The 24459-nt window shown below is 73.0% G+C and carries 19 protein-coding genes; 5 read left to right on the top strand and 14 right to left on the bottom strand.

Annotation, left to right across the window (positions count from 1 at the left end; genetic code table 11):
- The coding region (locus IGS67_RS11545; protein ID WP_192281142.1) for a hypothetical protein at positions 1–785 on the bottom strand (785 nt) is incomplete at its 3' end.
- A gap of 201 nt (positions 786–986) precedes the next feature.
- On the opposite strand from IGS67_RS11545, the gene IGS67_RS11540 reads away from it, so the two are divergent.
- Together IGS67_RS11540 and rpsT are read left to right on the top strand one after the other, a co-directional pair.
- Positions 987–1595 carry a type II toxin-antitoxin system PemK/MazF family toxin gene (locus IGS67_RS11540; RefSeq protein WP_192281139.1) on the top strand — a complete coding sequence of 203 codons (609 nt, stop codon included), beginning with the start codon at positions 987–989 and terminating at the stop codon, positions 1593–1595.
- 217 nt (positions 1596–1812) lie between these two features.
- Positions 1813–2073 carry a 30S ribosomal protein S20 gene (gene rpsT / locus IGS67_RS11535; RefSeq protein ID WP_102508013.1) on the top strand — a complete coding sequence of 87 codons (261 nt, stop codon included), beginning with the start codon at positions 1813–1815 and terminating at the stop codon, positions 2071–2073.
- A 179-nt stretch (positions 2074–2252) separates the two neighbouring features.
- Here the strand turns inward: rpsT and holA are convergent, their stop codons facing one another.
- The 4 genes from holA to IGS67_RS11515 form a co-directional block, all read right to left on the bottom strand.
- On the bottom strand, positions 2253–3263 hold the full coding sequence (gene holA, locus IGS67_RS11530; RefSeq protein ID WP_192281136.1) for a DNA polymerase III subunit delta: 1011 nt from the start codon (positions 3261–3263) through the stop codon (positions 2253–2255).
- A 3-nt stretch (positions 3264–3266) separates the two neighbouring features.
- Positions 3267–4796 carry a ComEC/Rec2 family competence protein gene (locus IGS67_RS14445; protein ID WP_192281133.1) on the bottom strand — a complete coding sequence of 510 codons (1530 nt, stop codon included), beginning with the start codon at positions 4794–4796 and terminating at the stop codon, positions 3267–3269.
- The gene (locus IGS67_RS14045) at positions 4793–5632 is read right to left on the bottom strand and encodes a ComEA family DNA-binding protein (RefSeq protein WP_192281130.1); all 840 of its coding nucleotides are present in this window, start codon (positions 5630–5632) and stop codon (positions 4793–4795) included. Before IGS67_RS14045 ends, IGS67_RS14445 begins: the two co-directional genes overlap by 4 nt.
- Before the next feature lie 142 nt (positions 5633–5774).
- The gene (locus tag IGS67_RS11515) at positions 5775–6629 is read right to left on the bottom strand and encodes a DegV family protein (protein WP_192281126.1); all 855 of its coding nucleotides are present in this window, start codon (positions 6627–6629) and stop codon (positions 5775–5777) included.
- A gap of 102 nt (positions 6630–6731) precedes the next feature.
- Between IGS67_RS11515 and IGS67_RS11510 the strand changes: the two genes are divergently transcribed.
- Complete coding sequence (locus IGS67_RS11510; RefSeq protein ID WP_192281123.1) at positions 6732–8675, top strand: helicase HerA-like domain-containing protein; 1944 nt, start codon at positions 6732–6734, stop codon at positions 8673–8675.
- A 99-nt stretch (positions 8676–8774) separates the two neighbouring features.
- Here IGS67_RS11510 and IGS67_RS11505 read toward each other — a convergent pair whose 3' ends face one another.
- The 8 genes from IGS67_RS11505 to IGS67_RS11470 form a co-directional block, all read right to left on the bottom strand.
- Complete coding sequence (locus IGS67_RS11505) at positions 8775–12137, bottom strand: ATP-binding protein (RefSeq protein ID WP_192281119.1); 3363 nt, start codon at positions 12135–12137, stop codon at positions 8775–8777.
- A complete protein-coding gene (locus tag IGS67_RS11500) occupies positions 12134–12925 on the bottom strand; it encodes a DUF4194 domain-containing protein (protein ID WP_192281117.1) in 792 nt (263 codons plus the stop codon). The genes IGS67_RS11505 and IGS67_RS11500 overlap by 4 nt, the downstream gene beginning before the upstream one ends.
- Entirely contained in the window at positions 12922–14451 is a 1530-nt protein-coding gene (locus tag IGS67_RS11495) for a DUF3375 domain-containing protein (RefSeq protein WP_192281114.1), read from the bottom strand. The genes IGS67_RS11500 and IGS67_RS11495 overlap by 4 nt, the downstream gene beginning before the upstream one ends.
- Positions 14452–14453: 2 nt before the next feature.
- A complete protein-coding gene (gene leuS, locus IGS67_RS11490; RefSeq protein WP_192281112.1) occupies positions 14454–17363 on the bottom strand; it encodes a leucine--tRNA ligase in 2910 nt (969 codons plus the stop codon).
- 72 nt (positions 17364–17435) lie between these two features.
- The gene (locus tag IGS67_RS11485) at positions 17436–18074 is read right to left on the bottom strand and encodes a vitamin K epoxide reductase family protein (RefSeq protein WP_192281109.1); all 639 of its coding nucleotides are present in this window, start codon (positions 18072–18074) and stop codon (positions 17436–17438) included.
- Between the two features lie 88 nt (positions 18075–18162).
- On the bottom strand, positions 18163–18852 hold the full coding sequence (locus tag IGS67_RS11480; RefSeq protein ID WP_102507996.1) for a metal-dependent transcriptional regulator: 690 nt from the start codon (positions 18850–18852) through the stop codon (positions 18163–18165).
- 46 nt (positions 18853–18898) lie between these two features.
- A complete protein-coding gene (locus IGS67_RS11475; protein ID WP_192281106.1) occupies positions 18899–19591 on the bottom strand; it encodes a YceI family protein in 693 nt (230 codons plus the stop codon).
- Complete coding sequence (locus tag IGS67_RS11470) at positions 19588–21489, bottom strand: metallophosphoesterase family protein (protein WP_192281103.1); 1902 nt, start codon at positions 21487–21489, stop codon at positions 19588–19590. The genes IGS67_RS11475 and IGS67_RS11470 overlap by 4 nt, the downstream gene beginning before the upstream one ends.
- A 313-nt stretch (positions 21490–21802) precedes the next feature.
- Here IGS67_RS11470 and mqo point away from each other — a divergent pair, with 313 nt between their 5' ends.
- The gene (mqo, locus tag IGS67_RS11465) at positions 21803–23248 is read left to right on the top strand and encodes a malate dehydrogenase (quinone) (protein ID WP_235978198.1); all 1446 of its coding nucleotides are present in this window, start codon (positions 21803–21805) and stop codon (positions 23246–23248) included.
- Positions 23249–23260: 12 nt separating this feature from the next.
- Here the strand turns inward: mqo and rnhA are convergent, their stop codons facing one another.
- Positions 23261–23692, bottom strand: a complete 432-nt coding sequence (gene rnhA, locus IGS67_RS11460) for a ribonuclease HI (RefSeq protein ID WP_192281194.1) — start codon at positions 23690–23692, stop codon at positions 23261–23263.
- Between the two features lie 159 nt (positions 23693–23851).
- On the opposite strand from rnhA, the gene IGS67_RS11455 reads away from it, so the two are divergent.
- Positions 23852–24439 carry a hypothetical protein gene (locus tag IGS67_RS11455; protein ID WP_192281096.1) on the top strand — a complete coding sequence of 196 codons (588 nt, stop codon included), beginning with the start codon at positions 23852–23854 and terminating at the stop codon, positions 24437–24439.
- The last annotated feature ends 20 nt before the right edge of the window (positions 24440–24459 follow it).

The raw sequence follows: 24459 nt of genomic DNA, 5'->3' as shown, positions 1-24459 counted from the left end.
GTCAGACGCAGACCGTCCGTCGTGAACGACTGCGTGCCGATCTTCGTCGGGTCCCAGTGACCCTGGTGCCAGGAGCCGAAGTTCTCCTCGGTCTCCGGGAACGCAGCGATGCCACCGACCGTCACGTGCTCCGACGACGCGGCAGGTGCCTGCGCGACGAACTCGGTCGTGCGGCCGTCGATCGACACCGTCCTCACGGTGACATCGGAGCCGACGTCGCTGTAGACGCCGTAGCCGAGCGGGGTGACGTCGTCGGCTGCCTCGTCGGCATCCTCGATCGCCGCGACGATCTCCGCGAGCGGCTTGGTCGCGCCCTTCGCGACGAGCTCCGCGCCGGCCGCGTCCGTGATGGCCCGCGAGGTCGTCCAGCCGTCCACGTCCGACGTGACGTCCTTGCGGAGCGTCGTGAAATTGTCGGTCGCGCCGTAGAACAGCGGGAGCTGGTACCAGAGCTCGCCCGGGTCGGCGCCCTCGGACGTGACCCCGAGCGACTCGAGGAGGCCCGCGAGGGTCTTGGCCGCGAGGGCCTCGTCACCCGTGAGGATCTGGTTCTTGCCGCGCAGGCGCAGGCCGTCCGTGGTGAACGCGTAGGTGCCCGAGGTCGCCGCCGGGTTGCCCTGGTGCCACGTGTTGTACGTGTCGCCGTTCTCGACCGGCGCGATCTGCCCCGGTCCGATCTTCGTCGTCGTGGCGTCGGCGGCGACGGCGGGCGTCGCCGCGAGCCCTGCTGCGACGAGCGCAAAGGAGGCGACGAGCGCACTCCTCCTCGTCAACGTGCTTCTCATGTATCTCGACCCTTCCCTGCGGTCATGTTGTGGAGCCGCGGGGTTCCCTTTCCCCGAACTCGTTCATATCTTCCCACAAGCCACCGACATTCTGGCGAGGCGCCTCGATCTGCGGCTCGAACATGCGGGAACGATCCCCTCGGGACGACATGAAACAGGACAGGACACCCCGGTGCGTGTCGGGTCGCTAGGCTGGTCGGCATGCCCAGAAGCACGTGGTCGGACACCCTCGCGCGCGCTGCGCGCATCGCACTGTCGTTCATCTCGTCGACTCGGACGACGACGAGCACCAGGGAGGCCGCGGAGCAGCAGCCCTCCGCCGGGCAGCCCTCCGCCGGGCCGCGGCCTGGTCGGCCGACGACGCCGGCGCGCCCCGACCGTCCCGCACGGCCGTCGGCACCGGCCGGCCCGGTCGCTCCGGGCGGCTCCGGGTATCCCGGCGACTTCCGGGGTCGCGTCGAACCGGTCTACAACCCGGAGCTCGACGGCGACGCCGACCCCGGTGAGATCGTCTGGACGTGGGTGCCGTACGAGGAGGACCACTCCCAGGGCAAGGACCGACCCGTCCTCGTCGTCGGGCACGACGGCGACTGGCTGCTCGGTCTCATGCTCTCGAGCAAGGACCACACCCGTGGTCGCCGTGACGACGGGCCTCGCTGGATGGACATCGGGTCCGGACCGTGGGACGCCCGCGGGCGCGAGTCCGAGGTGCGGCTCGACCGCGTCCTGCGGCTCGATCCCGTCGCGGTGCGGCGCGAGGGCGCGATCATGGACCGCCCGACGTTCGACAAGGTCGTCGGGAGCCTCTGAGAATCGTCACGTGGCGGTCTGCGTGCCGCGCGACACGTTCCGGGCACCTCGACCGTCGACCCTCCGCGCTGGTAGCGTGGGCCCCTGCGTGTCCGCCCAGGTCGGCGGGCACCGTTCTGGCGCCTCACCACGGGTTCCCCACCCCAGTCCCGGCGTCGGAGCCGCTCTCTACGACCTATCCGCTCGCCCTCGGGCGAACACACCAGAAAGTCCACACGTGGCGAACATCAAGTCCCAGATCAAGCGCAACCGCACCAATGAGAAGGCGCGTCTGCGTAACAAGGCTGTCAAGGCCGAGCTCCGGACCTTCACCCGCAAGGTTCGCGAGGCCGTGACGGCTGGCGACAAGGAGGCCGCTGCGGCCGCCCTCGTCGCTGCGTCGAAGAAGCTGGACAAGGCTGTCTCGAAGGGTGTCATCCACCTCAACCAGGCTGCCAACCGCAAGTCGGCTCTCGCCAAGGCGGTCAACGCTCTCTGACGCGTCTGCGGTGCTTCGGCACCGACACGTGAAGCTTCGACGGCGTCGCACCCTCGGGTGCGGCGCCGTCGTCGTCCCTCCGCCCCACCATTTGTCCTGCTCGCCACCGAGCCGTCGCTGGCGGATCCGTGCACGTCAGACGTCCCGATACACGACCGGTCGGGACTCGGGCCCCACGCTCAGCCGCGCGACGCGGCGCAGATCCGCAGCACAGCGCGCTCGACCGCGAAGACCGGGTCCCGGCCCTGACCCTTGACCTCGGCGTCCGCGTCGGCCACCGCCGTGATCGCGGCGGCAAGCCCTTCCGGGGTCCACCGCTGCAGGTCCTTGCGTGCACGATCGACCTGCCACGGTGCGAGGCCGAGCTCGGAGGCGCTCACGCCACCCCGGCCACGCATCGCGGCAACCTTCGCGAGCTGACGGAGCTTGAGCGCGAGCACCGCGACGATCGGCACCGGGTCGACCCCCGTCGCGAGCGCGTGCCGCAGGAGCGCGACGGCCTGCGCCCGCTCCCCCGCGACCGCGGCGTCGGCGACACGGAAGCCCGTCGCCTCGACGCGGCCGCCGTAGTACGTGCTGACGGTCGCCTCCGTCACGGTGCCCGTCGTGTCAGCCATGAGCTGGTCGCACGCCGACGCGAGCTCGCGCAGGTCGGTTCCGAGAGCCTCGACGAGCGCCCGCACCGCCCCCGCCTCGACACGGCGTCCGCCGCGCCGAAACTCGGCGCTCACGAACGACGCCTTGTCGGAGTCCTTCTTGATCGGCTCGCACGCTGCGACCGGCACCCCGGCCTGCCGCAGCCCGTCGAGCAACTTCTTGCCGCGCTGGCCGCCACGATGCTCGACGACGAGCCAGACATCAGCCGCAGGAGTCCCGACGTAGGCGAGGACGTCCGTGATGAGGGCGTCGGTGAGTGCCTCCGCGCCACGCACGAGCACGAGGCGGTGCTCCGCGAAGAGCGACGGGCTCGTCTCGACCGCGAGCATGCCCGCCTGGTACGTCGACGCCTCGACCTCCACGACCTCGAGCTCCGGCTGCGCCTCCCGCGCGAGCGACCGCAGACGCTGCACGGCACGCTCGACGAGCACGTGCTCCGCTCCGTGGACGAGCACGACGGGGGCGAGCGCAACCTCGTCCCACGCGACACCAGCGACGGGACGGGAGCTGCGGGAGGTGGTGCGTGCGGCCATGCCTCAAGGGTCCCACGAGCCGCCGACACCGCGCGCCCGGCGAACCCTCACGACGACGAGCGCGACGAGCGACGCCTCGACGACCACGAGGAGCACCGCTCCGACAGCTCCCGGCAGCCACGGCAGGCTCGCGCCCGGCCACGCGGCGAACGTCCGCGCTGTCCCGGCGATCCAGCCCGCGCCGTGCCCCGCGAGCCCGGCGAGCCGCACCGCGGCTCCCGGCGAGACCGGTGCGACGAGCGTCGCTCCGAGGCCGAGGATCGTCGTCGGCGCGACGACCGGAGCCGCGACGACGTTCGCGGGCAGCGACCACGTCGCGAGGCTCGGCGCGAGCAGGACGAGCACGGGTGCGCACGCGAGCTGCGCGAGGGCAGGTGCCGCGACGGCCGCGAGCAACCACCGCCGGGCACCGTGGAGGCCGGCCAGGACGAGCGGGCCACCGACGACGAGGCCCGCGGTCGCGGCGACCGACAGCGCGAGCCCCGCCGACCTCGCGAGCCACGGATCGAGCAGCAGGAGGACGACCACGCCCGCCGCGAGGGCCGGCACGGCCGCGCCCCGTCGCCCGACGGCGAGCGCGAGCAGACCGATCGCGCCCGTGCCTGCAGCCCGCAGGACCGACGGGTCGGGTCCGACGAGCAGGACGAGCCCCGCAAGAACGGCCACGGTGCCGACGACACGCGGGACCCGCGGCACGCGCAGCGCGGCCGTCGCGGCGAGGACGAGCGCCCCGACGAGCGAGAAGTGCGCTCCCGAGACTGCGGTGAGGTGCGTGAGCCCCGTCGTCCGCATCGCGTCGACGAGGTCGTCGGGCACCGCGCTCGTGTCACCGACGGCGATGCCCGGGACGAGTCCGGCCGCGTCGGGCGGCAGCCCGACGACGGCGCCACGCAGGCCGGTGCGCAGCCCGTGGGCGATGCGACGTGGCGCGCTCGCAGGAGCGACCGGTCGCGGCGCGGTGGCTCCGCGCAGGTCGTAGCGGGCGCGCCGTCCGTCGTGTCCGCGCGCCGCGACGGCGACGGTCGTCGAGGTCCGCTCGCCGACGACGACGTCCTGCCAGCGGGCGCCGACGAGCGAAGCGGGGACCGCGATCGTCTCGGAGAGCGCTCCGACGCCGTGCCCGTGGTCGTCGGCGACGCGGACCTGCTCGACCCGGACGTCGACCGCGTACCGGGCCGGACCTCCCCACGTGCTCGGCAGGGCGCGCGGCTCCCCCACGACGAGCACGTCGACCGTCACCCGTGTTCCCACGTGCGCGGCCTCGGCAAGCAGCTGCGAGCGTGCCGCGCGGGCGTCCGCGGCGACGACGCCCGCGACCGCGACCACGCCGACGAGGCACAGGACGACACCCGGCAGCGCCGTACGACCGGCGCGACGCGCCCGCCGCCGACGCGCCCGCGCGAGAGCCGCCGTAGCAGCGAGCGCCGCGACCCCTGCGACGACGACCGCCGGGACGGTGCGCCCGACAAGCGCCGCGGCCGTGAGCCACACGGTGACCGCGAGCGGGACGAGCCGCACGTCGGTGCGCGTCACCCGACGGTCACGAGGTCCGCGAGCCTGCGCTCGAGGGCGGGCCCGATGCCCGGTACGTCCGAGAGCGACGCGACGTCAGGGAACGGCCCGTGCTGCTCACGGTGGTCGACGATGCGCTGCGCGAGGACGGGACCGATACCGGGCAGGGCATCGAGCGCGGCGACGTCCGCGACGTTGAGGTCGACCTTGCCGGGAGCAGCCGAAGTACCGGGGCTCGGCGGGGGTGGGTCCTCGCCCCGTCGCGGAACGAGGATCTGTTCGCCGTCCGCGACAGGTCGAGCGAGGTTGACGTGCGTGACGTCAGCGTCCCGGCGCAGTCCGCCCGCGGCCTCGACGGCATCGGCGACCCGCGCCCCGGCGGCGAGTGTGACGACGCCCGGGCGAGCGACCCGGCCGACGACGTGGACGACGAGACCCTGCACGGAAGCGGGCGAGGGCGTGGGCCCGGCGTGCTCGTCGGAGGGGCCCGCCGGGCTGCTGTCGGGCGAGAGCGCGGCAGGTCCGGCGGCGGGCAACGGCATGACTTCGCCGGGCGTCGATCCGAGAGCCCGCACGACGAGCGCAGCGGCGAGCACGGCGACGACGACGACCCCGACGACGACCGACCGTGCCGTCACGGCCCACGCGGTGCGCCCTCGTGCGACCGGCTCGCCTGGGTCGAGGTGGTCCGCGGGCTGCGGACGCGGCGTCCGGCCCGTCCGACCCGCGACGAGACGTGCCCGCAACGCTGCGACATCGTCGGGATCGGGTGGGTCCGGGAAGGATGCGCCGGGCGGGTCCCCGTCGTCGGGGATTGTTGCCGCGCGTCGGTCGGGGTCGGTGTCCGGTGCGTGCATGAGACGACCGTGCCGCATGACGGCCTCAGGCGCCGAGCGGCCACACGCTTCTGTGCGCCTGCACGCACGCCGCCGTCCCTGTGGTCAGGTAGGTCGCCCCGGGGCGGCTCCCCGCGGTTCTCGACGGGACGGGGCAGGCGTCCTACGCGTCGGCGTCGACGACGACGACAGCGAGCAGTCCCGGACCGACGTGCGCGCCGAGCACGGCGCCGACGGGCCCGACGAGCACCGGCTCCGACGCGACGTCGTCGAGCCGTGCCGCAAGCGCCGCCGCGTCGGCAGGAGTGTCGAGGTGGTGCACCGCGACGAGGGGCCGCGCCGCCCGGGCAGCAGCCTCACGGGCGATCTCAACGAGCCGGTCGATCGCGGCGGCACGCGTGCGGACCTTCGCGAGCACCTCGATGCGTCCGTCACGCAGCGTGAGCAGGGGCCGCATACCGAGGACGTTGCCGAGGGCCGCGGCGGCACGCGTCAGGCGGCCTCCGCGCCGCAGGTGGTCGAGCGAGCCCACGAGGAAGAGCGTCGTCGCCGAGGACGCGACCCGCAGCGCGACCTGCTCGACCGTGCGGGCGTCGGCGCCGCGCTCCGCAGCGCGTGCGGCCTCGAGCGCAGCGAACCCCATGCCCGTCGCGGCGCTGCGCGAGTCGACGACCCGGACGTTCACGGGCGCGCCGGCCGCACCCGCGGCCGCGCTGTGGACTGTTCCCGAGAGCTCGCCCGAGAGGTGCACCGAGACGACGTCCGCCGCGCCCTCGTCGGCGACGCGCGCGTAGACGCGCGCGAACGCTGCCGGCGTCGGCTGCGACGTCGTCACGCGCGCGCCCGCCACGATCGCGGCCGCGAGGGCGTCGTCGTCGACGTCGACCCCCTCGAGGTGCTCGGCCCCGTCGACGACGACGTGAAGCGGAACCGTCGCAAGCCCGGCCGCGGCCGCCAGAGCGGCCGGCAGCGCGCACGTCGAGTCCGTGACGACGCGCACGCGCGGGGAGGAGGCCATGATCCGCACACTAGCGGACCTGCGGTTCCGAACCCGGCCTCACCCGGCACGCTGCGCCGTCGGTCGCCCGGGACGTCGGACGGTCGTTCTAGGATGCTCGGCATGAGCGAAGCCGCTGCCCCGTCCACCGACCTCGCGGCGCTGCGTGCCGCAGCCGCCCAGGCCGCCGCGGACGCGGCCGAGGCCCGAGCCGCCGCGGCCCAGGCCGCGCTCGAGGCGGCCGAGGCGCAGCTCGCCGCGGCGACGGGCGCCACGACCGCAGCGGCGGCCGTCGCTCCCCAGCCTGCGGTCCCGCCCGCACCGGTCGCCGACCCGGCACCGTCCGCGCCAGCCGGAGCAACCGACGCGAGCGTCGAGGAGCCTGGGCTCGACGGATGGGCGCGCACCGTCCGCGACGGCTACACGTTCAAGGGATCGACGCTGCGCCTGGGCGCGCTCCTCGAGGCCGACACCGACGGTCAGGCCACGCCCGTGCCGGCCGTGCAGGTCGGCCTGCCGCTCGCGATGCTCAACCGTCACGGGCTCGTCGCCGGAGCGACCGGCACCGGCAAGACGCGCACGCTCCAGGGCATGGCCGAGGAGCTCTCGACCGCGGGCGTCCCCGTGTTCCTCGCGGACATCAAGGGTGACCTCTCGGGAGTCGCCGTACCCGGCACGGGCAACGAGAAGCTTCTCGCTCGCACGTCGAGCCTCGGGCAGGACTGGACGCCGACGGCGTTCCCCACCGAGCTCTACACGCTCGGCGGGCTCGGCACGGGCGTGCCGATCCGCACGACGATCACCGACTTCGGTCCGATCCTCCTCGCGAAGGTCCTCGGCCTCAACGAGACGCAGGAGTCGTCGCTCGGGCTCGTCTTCCACTGGGCGGACACGCAGGGTCTCGCTCTGCTCGACCTCAAGGACCTGCGCTCCGTCATCGCCTACCTCGTCTCCGACGAGGGCAAGGTCGAGCTCAAGGGCATCGGTGGGCTGTCGGCCGCGACCGCGGGAGTGCTGCTGCGCGAGCTCGTCGGGCTCGAGGCGCAGGGCGCCGCCGCATTCTTCGGCGAGCCCGCATTCGAGACCGCGGACCTTCTGCGTCTCGCACCTGACGGACGCGGGGTCATCAGCGCGCTCGAGCTCCCGGCCGTCCAGGACCGTCCGCAGCTCTTCTCGACGTTCCTCATGTGGCTGCTCGCCGACCTCTTCTCCGAGCTGCCCGAGGTCGGGGACGTCGACAAGCCGCGCCTCGTGTTCTTCTTCGACGAGGCGCATCTGCTCTTCAACGGCGCGTCGAAGGACTTCCTCGCGCAGGTCGTCCAGACGGTGCGGCTCATCCGGTCGAAGGGCGTCGGCGTCTTCTTCGTCACCCAGAGTCCCAAGGACGTCCCCGCCGACGTGCTCGCTCAGCTCGGCAACCGGGTCCAGCACGCGCTGCGCGCGTTCACGCCCGACGACGCGGCTGCGCTGCGTGCCGCCGCGCGGACGTACCCGACGAGCGAGTACGACCTCGAGCGGCTCCTCCAGGAGCTTGGCACGGGCGAGGCGATCGTCACGGTCCTCACGGAGAAGGGCGCTCCGACGCCCGTCGCGTGGACGCGTCTGCGCGCGCCGCAGGGGTCGATGGACCCGGCGCCGGCCGCGACCCTCGAGGCCCTCGTCGCGGCATCGCCGTCGAACGCGCGGTACGGAACGCCGATCGACAACGAGTCCGCGTACGAGCTCCTCGAGGCCCGCGTCGCCGCCGACCGCGCGCAGGCCGAGGCCGACAAGCTCGCGAAGGAGCAGGCGGCGGCCGCCGAGAAGCTCGCGGCCGAGCAGGCGAAGGCCGAGGCCAGGGCCGCCGCCGAGGCCGAGCGTGAGGCGAAGAAGCAGGCCGCCGAGCTCGAGCGCATGCGCGCCCGCCTCGAGAGGGACGCGCACCGCGGCACGAGCCGCTCCGGAGGCACGTCACGCACGCAGAAGAGCTCGATCGAGAAGGGCCTCGAGTCGCTCGTCCGCTCCGCCGGAACGCAGCTGGGCCGCGAGATCACGCGCACGATCTTCGGCACGCGCAAGCGCCGCTGAGCGCTCCGTCTCGCAACCCCTCCGTCGACCCGCAAGTTTGTGCCGTACCCGCAGGTCTGAACTTGCGGGTACGGCACAAACTTGCGGGTGGGCGTGCCGTCAGCCCGCGTCGACCGTCTCCGCGCCCGCAACCCAGCGGATACGGGAACGCCCCGAGGCGTCCTTGACCGCCTGGAGGACGAGGTCCACGTGCGGCTCGAGCGCCGCGACCTTGTCGAGGGGCGCACCGATGATGAGCTGGAAGCCGAGCCCGCGCCATGCACCCACGGCGCGTCCCGCGAAGCGCGAGTCAGCCTTGATGAACGCCTCGTCGAGGAACACGGGCGCGTACCGCGGCCGGGCCGCGTCCGCGTCACCGAGCTGGTAGCGCAGCGCCGCCCCGACGATGAACGCGACGAGTTCCTGGGACTCACCGCCGGACTTGCCGGCGATGTGGTCGTAGACGGAGACGTGGTTGCCGTCGAGGTCGATGCACTCCGCGGAGATCCGCACGTGCTCGCGCACGTCGACGAGCCGCCGCCGCTCGGGGCTCTCGGGGCGGATGCGTGCGAGCAGGCGCGCCATGCGCGCGTAGCGGCGCTCACGCTCGGCAGGGGTGCCGTCGGCCGACGCCTCCTTGGCGAGGGTCCGCAGGTCACGACGGAACGATGTGACGTCGGCCGCCTCGGTGACGCGCGCGGTGATGCGCAGACGGTGGTCGTCGTCGTGGAACGGCAGCTGCGCGAGGATGTCGTTGACGGGCTCCATACGCGTGCGGATCTCGGCGACGGCCTGCTCGATCGCCGTGTTGAGCATCGTGAGGTCACGGCCCGAGAGGCGTGAGATCGCGCGGCTCCACCGCTCCTGCAGCGCATACATGCGCTCGCGCGCGATGTCGTCGTGGATGCGCCGGTAGTCGTCGTACGACGTGTCCGGGTCCGTGCCGAGGTTGGGGTTGGGCCACTGCTCCTGGAACCGCAAGAAGATCGACGCGAGGCCCTCACGGGCGGCCGCGAGGTCGTGCGTCGCCAGCTCGCGCCGGTGGACGAGGTCCCGCTGGAGGCCGGCGACGGCTGCGGTGAACGCGCGGAGGTCCGCGCCCTTCTGCGGCGAGGCTGCGAGTGCCTCGTCGAGGAGCGCCACCTGCTCGTCACTCGCGACGATGCCCGCGTCCTCGAGCGCGGCGAGGCTGTCGCCGAGCGCGTCGACCTCGTCCGTGAGGTCACTCCACCGGCGTTCGAGCGACTCGAGCTCGACGCCCGTGCGCGCGTGCTCCTCGCGGAGCCCGCGCAGCCGGGTGGAGACGCGATGCTCGTCCTCGCGCAGCGAACGCAGGACGTCGGAGCCGGCGACGACGGCGTCGAGCCGCGCCCGGCGCTCCTCGAGGAGCCGTGCCGCACCGCGCACGTCGATCTCGTCCCACGTGAACTCCCCCACCGCACGCGACGCCGCGAAACGGTCGGTGAAGCCGGCCTCGTCGGCGAGCGCCTCCTCGACGGCGCGTCGGGCGCGGGCGCGCTCGACCTCGGCCTCGCGGCGCGCCTCGTCGAGCTCGGCGATCCGCCGATCGGAGGAGAAGCCGAGCACGGAACGCCCGGCGCGGCCGCCGTGCGCGCCACGCTGGCCGTCGCTCGTCTGGCCCGTGCGCGTGAGCGCCCGCCGGTGGCGACCGAGCTCGGCCGCGTCGTCAACGCACACGTACGAGAAGCGCTGCGCGAGCGTCTCGGCGAGCCAGCCCGTGAACGGGCCGTGCCGCAGCTCGAGGCGACCGTCGAGGAGCGTCCGGTCGGTCTGCTCCTCGACGGGCCTGCCCGTGGGGACGCCCTCGAAGCGCACGCGACGCTCGGTGCGGACGTTGTTGATCGCCCGGCGGAACGCGGGAAGGTCGGCGGAGTCGACGAGGAGCGTGAGCGCGAACCCGCCGAGCGCCTGCCCGATCGCGGAACGCCACGGCTCATACTCGGGGCGCACGTCCATGAGCTCGGCGACGAACGGCAGGTCGGCGGGGTCGAGGCCCGCAGCCTCGGCGAGAGCGCGCCGCGCGAGGTCCTCGCCCTCGGGCACGTTGGACCGGCGTCCGGCGAGGAACGTCTTCTCGCGCTCGAGCGCGGCGAGCGACTGCTCTACGGAGGCAAGCTCCGTGCGCGCCGCGAACACCTGCTCGCCGAGCGCCCGCTGCTGCGTCTCACGGTCCGCGACGAACGTGCTCGCCTCACGGCGCAGCCGCTCGAAGTCGCCCTTGCCCTCGACCTCGATGTCGAGCACCCTCCGGTGCCGTTCGAAGGCCGCATGACGCGCCTCGACCTGGCCGAGCGCGTCCTCGAGCGCGACGACCTCACGCTCGAGCCGGTTGATCTCGTCGCCGCCGTTGCGGCGCTGGGAGTCGCGCACCTCCTCGAGCTCGCGCTCCGCGACGAGCACCTGCGCGTCGAGTGACACGCGGCGGGCCTCGACGACCGCGTGGTCCTCGCGGTTCGCACGCTCCTGCGCGCGGGCGAGCGCGAGGCGGCGGGTGTCGTGCCAGTGCTGGAAAGGCGTGCCGCCCTCGGCGGTCGCCTCGAGCCCGAGACCATCGACCGCGCCGAGGTCGGAGCGGGCCTGGTCGACGCGTGAGCGCAGCTCGGTCATGGGTGCGAGCAGCTCGAGCTGGCGCTGCGCGGTGAGCATCTCCTCGCGCACCTCGCTCAGCTCGTCGAAGTGCTCGACGGCCTCCGTCGCGCGGGCAAGCGTCTCGGGCTCCTCGAGGACCATCGCCTTGTAGAGGGCGTCGACCGTCGTGATCTGCTGACCCGCCTGGATGCGTGCGAGGAGCGCCATGGCCTTCGCGCCGTCGCCCGCCGCGCCGATGCCGAGCGCGGAGTGCAGTCGGGTCGTGAATGCGACGTCCGTGTCGTAAAGGTCGAGTCCCATCGCCGTGAGGCTCGGCCGCGCAAAACGTGCGGCCGCCGCCGGCTCGAGGACCCGCAGGTCGAGCTCGCCGTCGTACGTCGCGCGGACGAGCACGCACTCGTCGTTGCGGGTGGCACCGCGGGGCACGTAGTACGCGCGGACAGCCGTGAACGTGCGGCCCGTCTGGTCGGCCCACGTCATGGCGAGCGCCGACCACGTGTCGGAAGTGTCGCCACGCAGGACGGCGTCGCGCGACGCGTCCGTGCCCGTGACACGTGCCTCGTCGAGCTTGCCGCGCACGTAGGAGATGACGTTGCGCTGCTCGGGGCCGCGCGCACGCCCGCTCGACGCCGCGTTCGACGCGCCGTTGAACGGCGTCGTGTGCGTCATGGTGAGCGCGATGTACGCGTCGAGGAGCGTCGACTTGCCCGTGCCCGACCCGCCCGAGAGCAGGGTCGCCGTCGAGGCGAGCGCGACGTCGTGATAGCCGTCGTAGCCGCCCCAGTTGATGAGCTGCATCGACCGGGCGATCCACTGCTGGCCCGTCGAGGACGTCGGGACGAGCCCGAAGAGGGTCTGGCTCATGCTGCTCATGCCGGGGTCTCCTCAGAGTCGTCGTCAGCGCTGTCGTCGTCGGGCTCACGGGCCGCGTCGGCGAGCGTCGGCACGTCGACCGGCGCCGCCGCGCCCTCGGGCTCCGGGGCGTCGAGCTCCGGGGAGTCGGGCACGACGTCCTCGGTCTCCTCCGCCGACGACGCGACACCACCCTCGCGCAGCCAGCGCGTGAGCTCCTGGAGGCGGTCGACGGGCAAGAGCACCTCGATGATCGGCAGGACGCGGAAGCGGCCCTCGCTCTCCTCGACGAGCACCCGCTCGCGCACGAGGGTGGTGAGCGCGTTCTCGGCCTCCTTGCGTCGAGCCGCGAGGTTCGTCTCGCCGTGCGCGAGGAAGCTCAGCGCGTACTCGACGAGATCCTCCGCATCGACGTACGCGGCACGCTCGCCCGCGTTGCGCTGCTGGCGGTAGGCACCCCGCAGGAAGACCATCATGAGCGTCTCGACGCGGCGGTACGGCTCCTCCTTGAGGAGCACGGGGATCTGCAGGCCGTCGGAGCGCACCTGCGTCTTGTACGCGATCTCGTCGTCACGGTCGACGACGAGCTGGAGGAACATGTCGTGGAGACGCGACTCGAGGACGTCCTGGTCGGAGAGGATCGCCCGCCACTCGGCCGGGTGGTCCGCGGCCGCGACGTAGCGCGAGCGCAGCAGGAGCGCGAGCGCGCGACGCGTGACGAGCGGGAGCTGACCCGTGTCGCCGTCGAAGAGGACGGGCGTGTCCTCCTCCATCGCCACCTGGTCGACGAAGGCCTCGTCGGTCGTCATGAGATGCCTCCGTCGGCAGGGTCGGTCGGGGCCGCGAGCAGGATGCGCGGCACGAGGAAGTCACGGGTCGAGCCGTCCGCGCGCACGGCGGTGACGCGCTCGACGGCGTCGGAGCCGTCGTCGTCGTCCGTCGCGCCGGTGTCGGCGCCCAGGTCGTCAGCTGCGAGCTCGTAGTAGCCGAGCAGCTCGACGGGCCGGCGCAGCACGGCGTCGCCCCGCGCGAACGCGTCGGCGACGGAGACAGGAGTGCCGTCCGAGGTCAGCACGGAGACGTGCTCCGCGAGGAGGCCCGTCTGCGGGCCGCCCATCGCGCGGATCTCGGCGAGATCGGTCGCGGGGAGGTCGTCGGGCACCGCCTGGGCGAGAGCCGCAGGAGGAGCCTCGGGACGCAGGTCGTGGAGCGTCGTCCGCAGGCGGCCCAGGCGTGTGCGGCCGAGCCACGTGAGCGGCTCGACGCGCGCACCCCGGCCCGCGACCGGGAACCACGCGGTGAGCGCGTTGACCGCGTCACGGATCGCATGGTCGAGCTCGCGGTCGCGCAGCGGGTCGCGCTGACGGACCTGCGCGGTGAGCGTGCGCGTCGCGCGCGCCTGCTCGGTCTGGACGACCTCGAGAGCCTCGACGACCTGCGACCGGATCGAGCGGAAGGCGGCGCGCTGCGCGCGGTCGACGTGCTGCGCGAACGGGTGGCGCAGGACGGTCGCGAGGTGCGCGTCGAGCGACGCGACGAGCTCGGGGTCGCCGAGCAGCTCCATCGCGCCGAGGAACGCGCGGCCCTCGGGCGTGTTCTCCATGAGGTTCTCGGACGCCGTGAGGTACTCCTCGAGCACCTCGCCCGTCGGCCGCTCGTCCGCGCGCAGCTGCCCGATGATCGACCGCTGCAGCGCCTTGATGGACTCCGCGACGCGCGCGAAGTCGCTCGGGAGCTCGCGCACGAGCATGAGGACGTGGTCGACCTGCTCCTCCATGCGTTCCGACGATGTCGCCGGGACCTCGCCGCCGTGTGCGAGCCGGTCCCGCTCGGCCGTGAGCCGCGCGATCTGCTGGTCGAGCGCCGCGACGCGGGCCTCACGGTCCGGGTTCGCGTCGTGCGCGGCCCGCTCGACCGCGTCGAGGAGCGTGCGGATGCGTGACTCCGAGACGAGCGCGCGGGCGCCGCCCGCGCGGCGCACGAACTCGAGGGCCTCCTGGGCGCTCGACGTGAGCCGGTACTGCTCCCCCGTCGCGTCGTCGACGTCCCGGATGAGCCAACGCTCCCGCACCCAGCGCGAGCACAGGACGCGCGCGGCCTCGCCGGGCACGCCCTCGACGCCCGCCGAGCGCAGATCGGCGAGAAGCTGCGCGACCTCGAGGTGCATCGCGTCGGCGCCGACCGCGCCGCGGCCGGGCACGAAGACTGTCTCGAAGACGGCGACGACGAACGGCGCGCTCGCCTTGTGCAGGAGCGCGAGCGTCGGGCTCGCGAACGTCCGCTGCACGGCGGCGAGCGCACCGCCCACGCCGGCGCTCGGGGTGCCGGTCGTCACTGTCAGACGACGAGGTTGACGAGCTTGGGGGCGCGGACGACGGCCTTGCGGACCTCACGGCCGTCGAGGAAGCGCACGACCGCCGGGTCGGCGAGCGCCGCCGCCTCGAGGTCGGTGTCCGAGATCGTCGGCGGCACCTCGAGGCGCGCACGCACCTTGCCCTGGACCTGGACGACGCACGTGACGGTCTCCTCGACGAGGTAGGCCTCGTCGGCCGTCGGGAAGGGCTCGTGCGCGAGCGAGCGCTCGTGGCCGAGCCGCTCCCACAGCTCCTCCGCGACGTGCGGTGCGAGCGGCGCGACCATGAGGACGATGGCCTCGGCGGCCGCGCGCGGCACGCGGTCGAGCGACGTGAGGTGGTTGTTGAGCGTGATGAGCTTCGCGATCGCCGTGTTGGGGCGCATGCCCTCCATCTCGGCGCGGACGTCCGCGATGGCGCGGTGGAGCGCGCGCAGCGTCTCCTCGCTCGGGGCGTCGTCGGTCACCGTGACCTGGCCCGTCGTCTCGTCGACGACGTTGCGCCACAAGCGCTGGAGGAAGCGCTGCGAGCCGACGACGTCGCGCGTGTTCCAGGGGCGCGAGAGGTCGAGCGGGCCCATGGCCATCTCGTAGACACGGAACGTGTCGGCGCCGTACGCCTCGTACATCTCGTCGGGCGTGACGACGTTCTTGAGGGACTTGCCCATCTTGCCGTACTCACGCTGGACCTCGACGCCGTTCGCGACGTACCGCACCGTGCCGTCGGGGCCGGTCTCCTCGGTGACGGTCGACGCGTCAACGTACGCTCCGCGCTCGTCCGTGTACGCGTAGGCCTGGATATAGCCCTGGTTGAAGAGCTTGTGGAACGGCTCCGCGCCCGAGACATGGCCGAGGTCGAAGAGCACCTTGTGCCAGAAGCGTGCGTAGAGCAGGTGGAGCACCGCGTGCTCGACGCCGCCGACGTAGAGGTCGACGCCGCCGGCCTCGCCCGCCGTCGCGTTGTGCTCGGGGCCGAGCCAGTAGCGCTCGAGCTCCGCGGAGACCATCGCGTCGGCGTTCGTCGGGTCGAGGTAGCGCAGGTAGTACCAGCACGAGCCCGCCCAGTTCGGCATGGTGTTCGTGTCGCGGCGGTACTGCCGGGGGCCCTCGCCGAGGTCGAGGGTCACGTTGACCCAGTCCTCGTTACGGCCGAGCGGCGGCTCGGGCGACGACGCGGCGTCGTCGGCCGCGTACGTGCGCGGCGCGTAGTCGGGCACCTCGGGGAGGTCGACGGGCAGCATCGAGACCGGCAGCGCGATGGGCTGGTCGTCGTCGCCGTAGACGACGGGGAACGGCTCGCCCCAGTAGCGCTGGCGGCTGAAGAGCCAGTCGCGCAGCCGATACGTCGTCGTGGCCTCGCCGAGGCCCCGCTCGACGAGCCACGCCGTCATCGCGGCCTTCGCCTCCGGCACAGAGAGACCGTCGAGCGAGATCGTGTCGTTCGAGGAGTTGATGATCGCGCCGTCGCCCGTGCGCGCACCGTCCGGCGTTCCCTCGGGGGCGTCGACCGTGTAGATGACCGGCACGTCGAAGGCCTGCGCGAACGCGTAGTCGCGCTCGTCCCCGCCGGGGACGGCCATGATCGCGCCCGTGCCGTAGCCCATGAGGACGTAGTCGGCCGTGAAGACCGGCAGGAGCGCGCCGTTGACGGGGTTGACCGCGAGGTGGCCCGTGAAGACGCCGGTCTTGCGACCCGCGTCCGCCTGGCGCTCGACGGCCGTCTTCGCGGCCGACTCGGCACGGTAGGCGGCGACCGCCTCGACGGGGCTCGCGTGGCCACCCGTCCACGTGTCGCGCGTGCCGTCGGGCCACTCCGCGGGAACCTCATCGAGCAGCGGGTGCTCAGGCGCGACGACCATGAAGGTCGCGCCGAACAGCGTGTCGGGGCGGGTCGTGAAGACCTCGACCTCCTGGCCGCCCTCGATCGCGAACCTCACCTTGGCGCCGTGCGAACGCCCGATCCAGTTGCGCTGCATCGAACGGACCTTCTCGGGCCAGTCGATGAGGTCGAGGTCGTCCGCGAGGCGGTCGGAGTACGCCGTGATGCGCATGTTCCACTGGCGCAGGTTGCGCTGGAACACGGGGAAGTTGCCGCGCTCCGAGCGGCCGTCCGCCGTGACCTCCTCGTTCGCGAGGACCGTGCCGAGGCCCGGGCACCAGTTGACGGGCGAGTCCGAGACGTAGGCGAGCCGCTGATCGTTGAGAGCAGCACGGCGCTCCGACGCCGAGAGGTCGGCCCACGCGCGGCCGTCGGGCAGCGCGCGCGTGCCCGCCGCGTACTCGGCCTCGAGCTCGGCGATCGGCCGGGCGCGACCCGTGCCGCCGTCAGGACGCACGGCGTCCGCGTCGTACCACGAGTCGAAGATCTGCAGGAAGATCCACTGCGTCCACCGGACGTAGTCGGAGTCGGTCGTCGCGAACGAGCGGCGCGGGTCGTGCGCGAGGCCCAGGCGACGCAGCTGACGTTGCATGTTCGCGATGTTCGCCTCGGTCGTCACGCGCGGGTGCTGACCCGTCTGCACGGCGTACTGCTCTGCTGGCAGCCCGAATGCGTCGAAGCCGAGGGCGTGGAGGACGTTGTCGCCGCACATGCGCCGGAAGCGCGCCGTGACGTCGGTCGCGATGTAGCCGAGCGGATGCCCGACGTGCAGGCCCGCGCCCGACGGGTACGGGAACATGTCCATGACGAAGAACGAGGACGAGGACGGGTCGGCGAAGTTGCCGTCACCGTCCGGGAGCCCGCCGACCGGGTCGGCCGCGAAGAACGTGCCGCGCGCGGCCCAGCGGTCCTGCCAGCGGAGCTCGATCTCCTGGGCGAGGGCCGGGGTGTAGCGGAACGTCGGCTCCGCGCTCGTGCGGGCAGTGACATCAGGCGTCGTGGGGTTCTCGGTCACCCGACGATCTTACCCGCGCACAGGCCCCGCCCGGCCCGTCCGCCGTCGGCCGGGACGCCGTTCCGGCCGGGCTCAGCCGAGCGTCGCGAGGAGCGTCGGCCCGAGCCCCACGACGACGACCGCCGCGAGCACGACGTAGAGGACGGCGAGGATCCAGCCGCGCATCCGCACGACGGTCGAGGCACCCGAGCCTCCGAGGAACCCTCCCTCGACGTTGCGCACGAGGACGTACCACCACACTGGGAGCGTCGCGGCCCACACCACCATGCAGTACGGGCACAGCGCGCGCAGCTCGACGACGGACGTCCACACGAGGAAGACGACGAGCCCCGTGCCGGCGGTCGCGACCGCGAGGAACGCCCGCCAGAACCACCGGGGCAGCGCGACGCCGGGCGCGACGAGGAGGACGACGCCGACCGTCATGACGACGGAGAACGCTCCGAGGCCGAGGTACGGGTTGGGGAAGCCGAGCAGGCTCCCCGCGGGCGAGGCCATCGCGGGGCTGCACGTGAGCAGCCCGTTGATCGAGCAGCTCGGCTGGTGGTTGGGGTCGACGAGCGTGAGGTACCGCTCGATCGCGAGCGCCGCGGACCCCACGAGACCGACGAGGCCGCCGAGCAGGAGCACGAGGCCGAGGCTGCGATCGGTGAGCGGGCGCGACACCACCGTGGGGGCGGCGTCGTACGCGCTGTCGAGGTCGGTGTCGGCCACGGTGTCCTCCGGGTTCGAAGCAGGTTCGCACGCACTATGGCACGGCCTGGGACGAACGTCCCACCGGGACCTGGGAGACGCCTGGGCGTCAGCCCTCGGCGACCCATACGGAACGCGCCGCCGGCAGGCCGAGCGCCGCCTCCGACGTCGTCCCGTCGGGCCGTGTCCACGCGACCGTCACGGTCCCCGCGAACTCCCGCAGCGCGACGACCTCGACCCGCGCGTCGAGCCCGAGCCCCAGCTCGGTGAACCAGCGCAGGAGCGCCGGGTCGGCGTCCGAGATGCGGACGACGACACCCGCGACGCCCGTCGCGAGATCAGCGAGCGTGCACGCGTCCGCCGCCGGCAGCTCACCGTCGACCGTGGGGATCGGGTCGCCGTGCGGGTCGCGACGCGGGTGCCCGAGCGCCGCGTCGATGCGCGCGAGCATGAGGTCGGACACCGCGTGCTCGAGCACCTCGGCCTCGTCGTGCACCTCGTCCCACGCGTAGCCGAGCCGCTCGACGAGGTACGTCTCGATGAGTCGGTGCCGGCGCACCATGCCGACCGCGAGCCGCTCACCCTCGGGCGTGAGCGCGATCGCGCCGTACGGCTCGTGGTCGAGCAGCCCCAGGCCGACCATGCGCCGAACGTTCTCCGAGACGGTCGACGGACCGACCCCGAGACGCTCCGCGAGGAGCTTCGTCGTCACGCGGGTCTCGGCCCACTCCCCTGCCGACCAGACGACCTTGAGGTAGTCCTCGACGACCGGGGTGATGTCGCTGTCTCGTGCCGCCACGGGGACCAGCCTACCGAGAGCGGCGCGACGACGGCCGCGCGGCAGGTCAGCGGCCGAGGACGAGGAGCAACTCGAGCGTCCCGGCGTCCTCGACCTCGACGAAGCCGAGGCTCGGCGCCTCGAGCCCGAGGTCGGAGAACGTCACGGGAGCCGAGCCTGCGGCCCTCAGCCCCGTGCCGTCCCGGACGACGTCGAGCGTGAACGTCACGGGGTGCTCGGTCCCGCGCAGCGTGAGCGTGCCCGGGACCTCGACGGTGCCGCCCTCCTCGAGGTCCGGCAGCGCGACGGGCGCGCCGAGGCGGAACGTCGCCGTCGGTTGCGTCCCGGCCTCGAGCAGGTCCCGCATGAACGAGTCGCGCGGGCCGACGCCTGTGGCGACCGTCGCGACCTGCACGGACGCGTCGACGGCGGTGAGGCGGCCGTCCTCGACCGTGACGGTGCCCGTGACGTCCTCGGTGCGGCCGACGACCGTGACGTCCTCGCCGCGCAGGACCTCGGCGACCCGGTACCCCGCGGTCGTGCCGGGCCCGAGCGTCCACGTGCCGTCGACCTCGAGCGGGCCCGTCGTCGGCGCGGGTGCGGTCGTCGTCACCGCGAGCGGTGGCGGCGTGCTCCGGTTCCCCCACCACGCGTAGAGCCGGGGCCCGACGAGCACCGCGAGCGTGGCGAGCACGACGAGGGTCACGACGACGGCGACGCGCCGTCCGCGCTGACTCCGGGCGGGATGCGCGTCCGTCATGGGGTCTCCTCGGTGCGGGTGGCCGACGGCGCCGGGTCCGGCATCGTCGACGTGGGTTCGGGGGTCTCGTCCGGCGCCAGCGTGCGGCCGAGGTCGAGTGTGTCGGACGGCGAGGTCATGGCGTCGGGGGCAGGTTCCGGGCTCGTGGGCGGGACAGGGAGCGGGCGTGGCACACGGACTGCAGCGCCGACCTCGACCGTGCCGTCGGGCGTGACGACGATGACGCGCGCGTCGAGCCAGGTGCGGCTCGTCCGGTCGAAGCGCCACAGCGTCATCTGCGCGACCCCGCCGAGCGGTCCGATCGTCAGCTGGCCCTCGGCCGCGCCCGCGGTCGTCCCGGAGACGTAGACCGTGCCGAGGCCCGAGCGGACGGGGCCGATCCGGCGGTGCAGGTGCCCGGAGATCTGCAGCGGGACGCAGCCGGTCGCTAGTGCTGCCGTGCCGACGCGCGGAGTGTGGATCATGAGGAGGTCGGGGTCGTCCTCGCACGCTGTCGTCGCGAGGCGCTCCGCCTGGTCGTCGGGGTCCTCCTCGCCCGCCTGGACGGTTCCCGCACCGAGGCGGGTCTCGCGTGCGTCGCGGTCGCCGAGGATCCGCACGCCGGCGACGTCGACGACGTCCCCGCCTGGCACGGTCGCACCTGCGGCCCGCGCCTGCTCGGCGGTCTGGGAGGAGTCGTGGTTGCCGGTCGTCAGCACGTACTCGGTGTCGTCCGGCGCGGCGTCGACGAAGGCCTCGACGCAGACGCGCTCGACGGCGGTGCCGTTGATCGACGTGTCGCCGGTGTCGAGGATCGCTGAGGCGCCCGCGAGCTGTGCCGCGCGGCGGATGACCGGCGCCATGCCGATGTTGCAGTGGAGGTCGCTCACCTGGAGGAAGGTCACGACGTCGGCGTCCTCGGGCTCGGGCGCGTCCGTCGTGGGTGTCGTCGCGTCCGGCGTCGGCCCGTCGGTGCTCGGGTCCGTCGCGGCCGGGGCGGGCACCGTTCCGGTGCCGCCGTCCGGGGACTGCCCAGCCGTCGTCGACGGGTCGTCGGCGGGGCGCGTCGGCGGCAGGTGGGCGTCGACCCGCAGCGCGCCCTCGCGCAGCGAGAGCGCTGCGGCTTGCTCGTCGGCCGCGGTGCGGTCGAGCCACGCCCGGTCGAGGTCCGCGACGACGGCCGCGTAGTACGCCTCGTTCTTCTCGTACATGTCGAGGAGCTGGCCGCCGTACTCCTCGATGACACCTGAGAGCCGCCCCGTGATCCTCGCGCCCTCGAAGGAGGTCCCGGCGAAGACCGCGCTCTCCGGGAGCGCCTCGAGCCGTGCGCGGGCCGCCGCCCCGTTCGACGCCGTCGCCGCGACGAGCACGAGCACGACGGCGCCCGCGAGCGTCACTGTGTGCGGCGCGAACCGTGCGAGGAGCTCGGTGCGGCGCGGCCTGCCCAGGAGCAGCCCGAGCGCGAGGATCGCGGCGACGGACAGTCCGGCGCACGCGAGGGCGCGGCGGGCCGCGTCCTCGGCGAGTGCCTCCGCGACGTGCCGGACAGTGGCCTGCGGCCCGGTGAAGAACTGCAGGTAGGCCGTGAGGTCGCCGTCGAGCGCCTCGAGCGTCGTGCGGTCGCCGACAGCCTCGAGGTCGGCGGGGATCTCCTTGAGGGTCGCACGCACGCCGATGCCGAGCGGTGCGGGCGAGTCGACCTCAATCGTGCCGAGCGGCCCGAGGTCGACCGTGACGATCCCGTCGGTCGTCACCTCGTAGCGGGCCTCGTGGGGTCCGAGCGTGAGGTCGGCGCGCGCGGTGACGACGCCGACGACGAGCGACGTCGCGAGGATCGCGACGGCGACGAGCGTGCGGCGCAGCCATGTCGGCGGGAGTGTCCGTCCCGGGCGGCCGCGCGGGCGAGCGTCGACGGGCATCGAGTCCTCCCCTCGTCCGCCCCGTGCGGGTCGAGCGCACGGTGGCCGCGCGACCCGCTCCTTGCGGTTCCGAGCCTAGGCGTGTTCGCAGGCGACGCGCACACCTGTGCCGCCCTCCGGACCCGCCGGGCCATCTGCGAGCGCATGCGGCGCCCGCTCGTCAAGCGATCGTGGGCGACAGGACGGAGTGGGATTTCTCACGGCGGTCCGCCCAACATCCGGGACCCAGGTCCCAGTCGTCCTACCTACACTCGAGAACGTGGACCGGACGAAGAAGAACAACGTGGACGTCGTCCTCGTCGGCGGCGGGATCATGAGCGCGACCCTCGGGACCCTCATCTCGCTGCTCGAGCCGACGTGGAAGATCGAGATCTTCGAGCGCCTCGACGGGGTCGCGCTCGAGTCCTCCAACCCGTGGAACAACGCGGGGACGGGGCACGCGGCGCTGTGCGAGCTCAACTACACGCCCGAGCGCCCTGACGGCTCGATCGACACGACGAAGGCCGTGAAGATCAACGAGCAGTTCCAGGTCTCCCGCGAGTTCTGGCACCACCTCACCTCGGCGGGCCTCCTGCCCGAGGCCTCGACCTACATGAGCCGCACCCCGCACATGACCTTCGTGCGCGGCGAGGCGAACGTCGACTACCTGCGCCGCCGGCATGCCGCACTCAGCGCGCACCCGCTCTTCTCCGACCTCGAGTTCTCGGACGACCCCGCGGTCATTGCGCAGTGGGCGCCGCTCCTCGTCGCGGAGCGTGCAGACGACGAGCCGATCGCCGCGACGCGTGCGGCCTCGGGCACCGACGTCGACTTCGGCTCGCTCACGCGGTCGATGCTCCGTCACCTCGTCGACCACGGTGCGACGCTCGCGACGCAGCACGAGGTGAAGAACCTCCGCCGCCGCAAGGACGGCACGTGGGACGTCAAGGTCCGCGACACGTCGTGGAACGCCAAGGACCCGGTCCGCACCGTCAACGCACGCTTCGTCTTCGTCGGCGCGGGCGGCGGCGCGCTGCCGCTCCTGCAGCGCTCGGGGATCCCCGAGATCAAGGGCTACGGCGGCTTCCCCATCTCGGGCCAGTTCCTCCGCACGACGAACCCTGTGATCGTCGCGCAGCACCACGCGAAGGTCTACGGCAAGGCCGACGTCGGCGCACCGCCGATGTCGGTGCCCCACCTCGACACGCGCGTCGTCGACGGCGAGACCTCGGTGATGTTCGGCCCGTACGCGGGCTTCTCGACGAAGTACCTCAAGCAGGGCTCGCTCCTCGACCTCTTCACGTCGATCCGTCCCGGCAACATCGTGACGATGGCGGGCGCCGGCCTGGACAACATGGACCTCACCGCCTACCTCGTCTCCGAGGTGACGAAGTCGTTCGACGCGAAGTTCCGCTCGCTGCGCCAGTTCATGCCGACGGCGCGTCCCGAGGACTGGGAGCTCATCACCGCGGGCCAGCGAGTCCAGGTGATGAAGCGCGACCCGAAGAAGGGCGGCCGCCTCGAGTTCGGCACGGACGTCGTCACGGGAGCCGACGGGACGATCGCGGGCCTTCTCGGGGCATCGCCCGGCGCCTCGACCGCCGCGTGGGCCATGGTCGACGTCCTCGAGCGTTGTTTCCCCGAGCATCGCGCGGCATGGCGCCCGCGTCTCGCCGCGATCGCGCCGTCGCTCGCGACCGACGACTGGGACACCCCGGCCGAGCGCGAGAGCCTCGAGGCCCTCGCCGAGCTCGACGAGGTGGGCGCGGCCGACGCCTGACGGGCACCCGGATCAGACGCGGCCCGCGCGCACGTCCTCGACGCCGCGGTTGGCGAGCGCGTCCGCACGCTCGTTCCCCGGGTCTCCCGCGTGCCCCTTGACCCACGCCCACCGCACGTCGTGCCGTGCGACCTGGGCGTCGAGCAGCTGCCAGAGCTCGGCGTTCTTCACGGGCTTCTTGTCCGCGGTGCGCCAGCCGTTGCGCCGCCACCCGTGGATCCACTGGGTTATGCCCTTCATGACGTACGTCGAGTCGACGTGGAGCGTCACGGCGCAGCGACGGTTGAGGGCGCGCAGCCCCTCAACCGCGGCGAGCAGCTCCATGCGGTTGTTCGTCGTCGCGGCCTCGCCGCCCCACAGCTCGCGCTCGTGGCCGCCCGAGCGCATGAGGACGCCCCAGCCCCCGACGCCGGGATTGCCCTTGCACGCGCCGTCGGTCCACATCTCGACGACGGGAGGGGTGCCCTCGGCCATGTCCTGGGGCTGCTCGGGTGTGTCCTCGAAGGCTGCGGAGGGGGTTCGTGGCATGCGGACCATCGTACTGGGATCACGGAGAGGTCACGGTGGTTACGCTTCCAGGCCCAAAGGCCCTACGGTATGGGCATGAGAGCCGAAGACGTCTCCTCCCGTTCCGTCTACCCGGGGTCGGCAGGGCTCGAGTCCGTGCGAGCCGACCTCCTCTACGAGTTCGAGCTCGAGCTCAGGCGCACCGCCAAGGTGATAGGCCGCACCGTGCCGCCGGGACGCGTGCTCGTCGCGCGCGAGTCCACGCAGGGGAAGACCGTGGTCACCCGCTACTCCGACACCGGCCTCCGCGGCTGGATGGTCGGGCCCCGCCTCGCGCTGCTCGAGGACGGCGGCTGGGTGCCCTACACCCAGGGCCGGACCCACAAGCTCGACAAGCCTCGCCACTCGAAGCTCTTCGGCGACTCGACGACGCGTGAGTATGCGGAGCACTGGCAGAACCTCACCGACGTGGGGGTCACGCCCGGCGCTGCCTACATCACGATCCCCGCGAGCCACGAGGGTTTCGTCGCGGCGTGCCGCGACCCACGTCGTGCCGAGCTCTTCGAGGTCCAGGACCTCGGCGGGATACCCCACCTCGTGTTCACGTACTCGCGCGGCTCCGCCGGGTCGCTGCGCTCGGTCCTGCGTGACGACCTGCAGAAGTGGATGCAGGACTACGCCTGACCGCCGCTCTCGGTCACGAC

Source organism: Flavimobilis rhizosphaerae (genome assembly GCF_014852685.1).
Lineage (GTDB): Bacteria > Actinomycetota > Actinomycetes > Actinomycetales > Cellulomonadaceae > Flavimobilis > Flavimobilis rhizosphaerae.
This window is presented reverse-complemented; position numbering and strand designations above follow the sequence as displayed.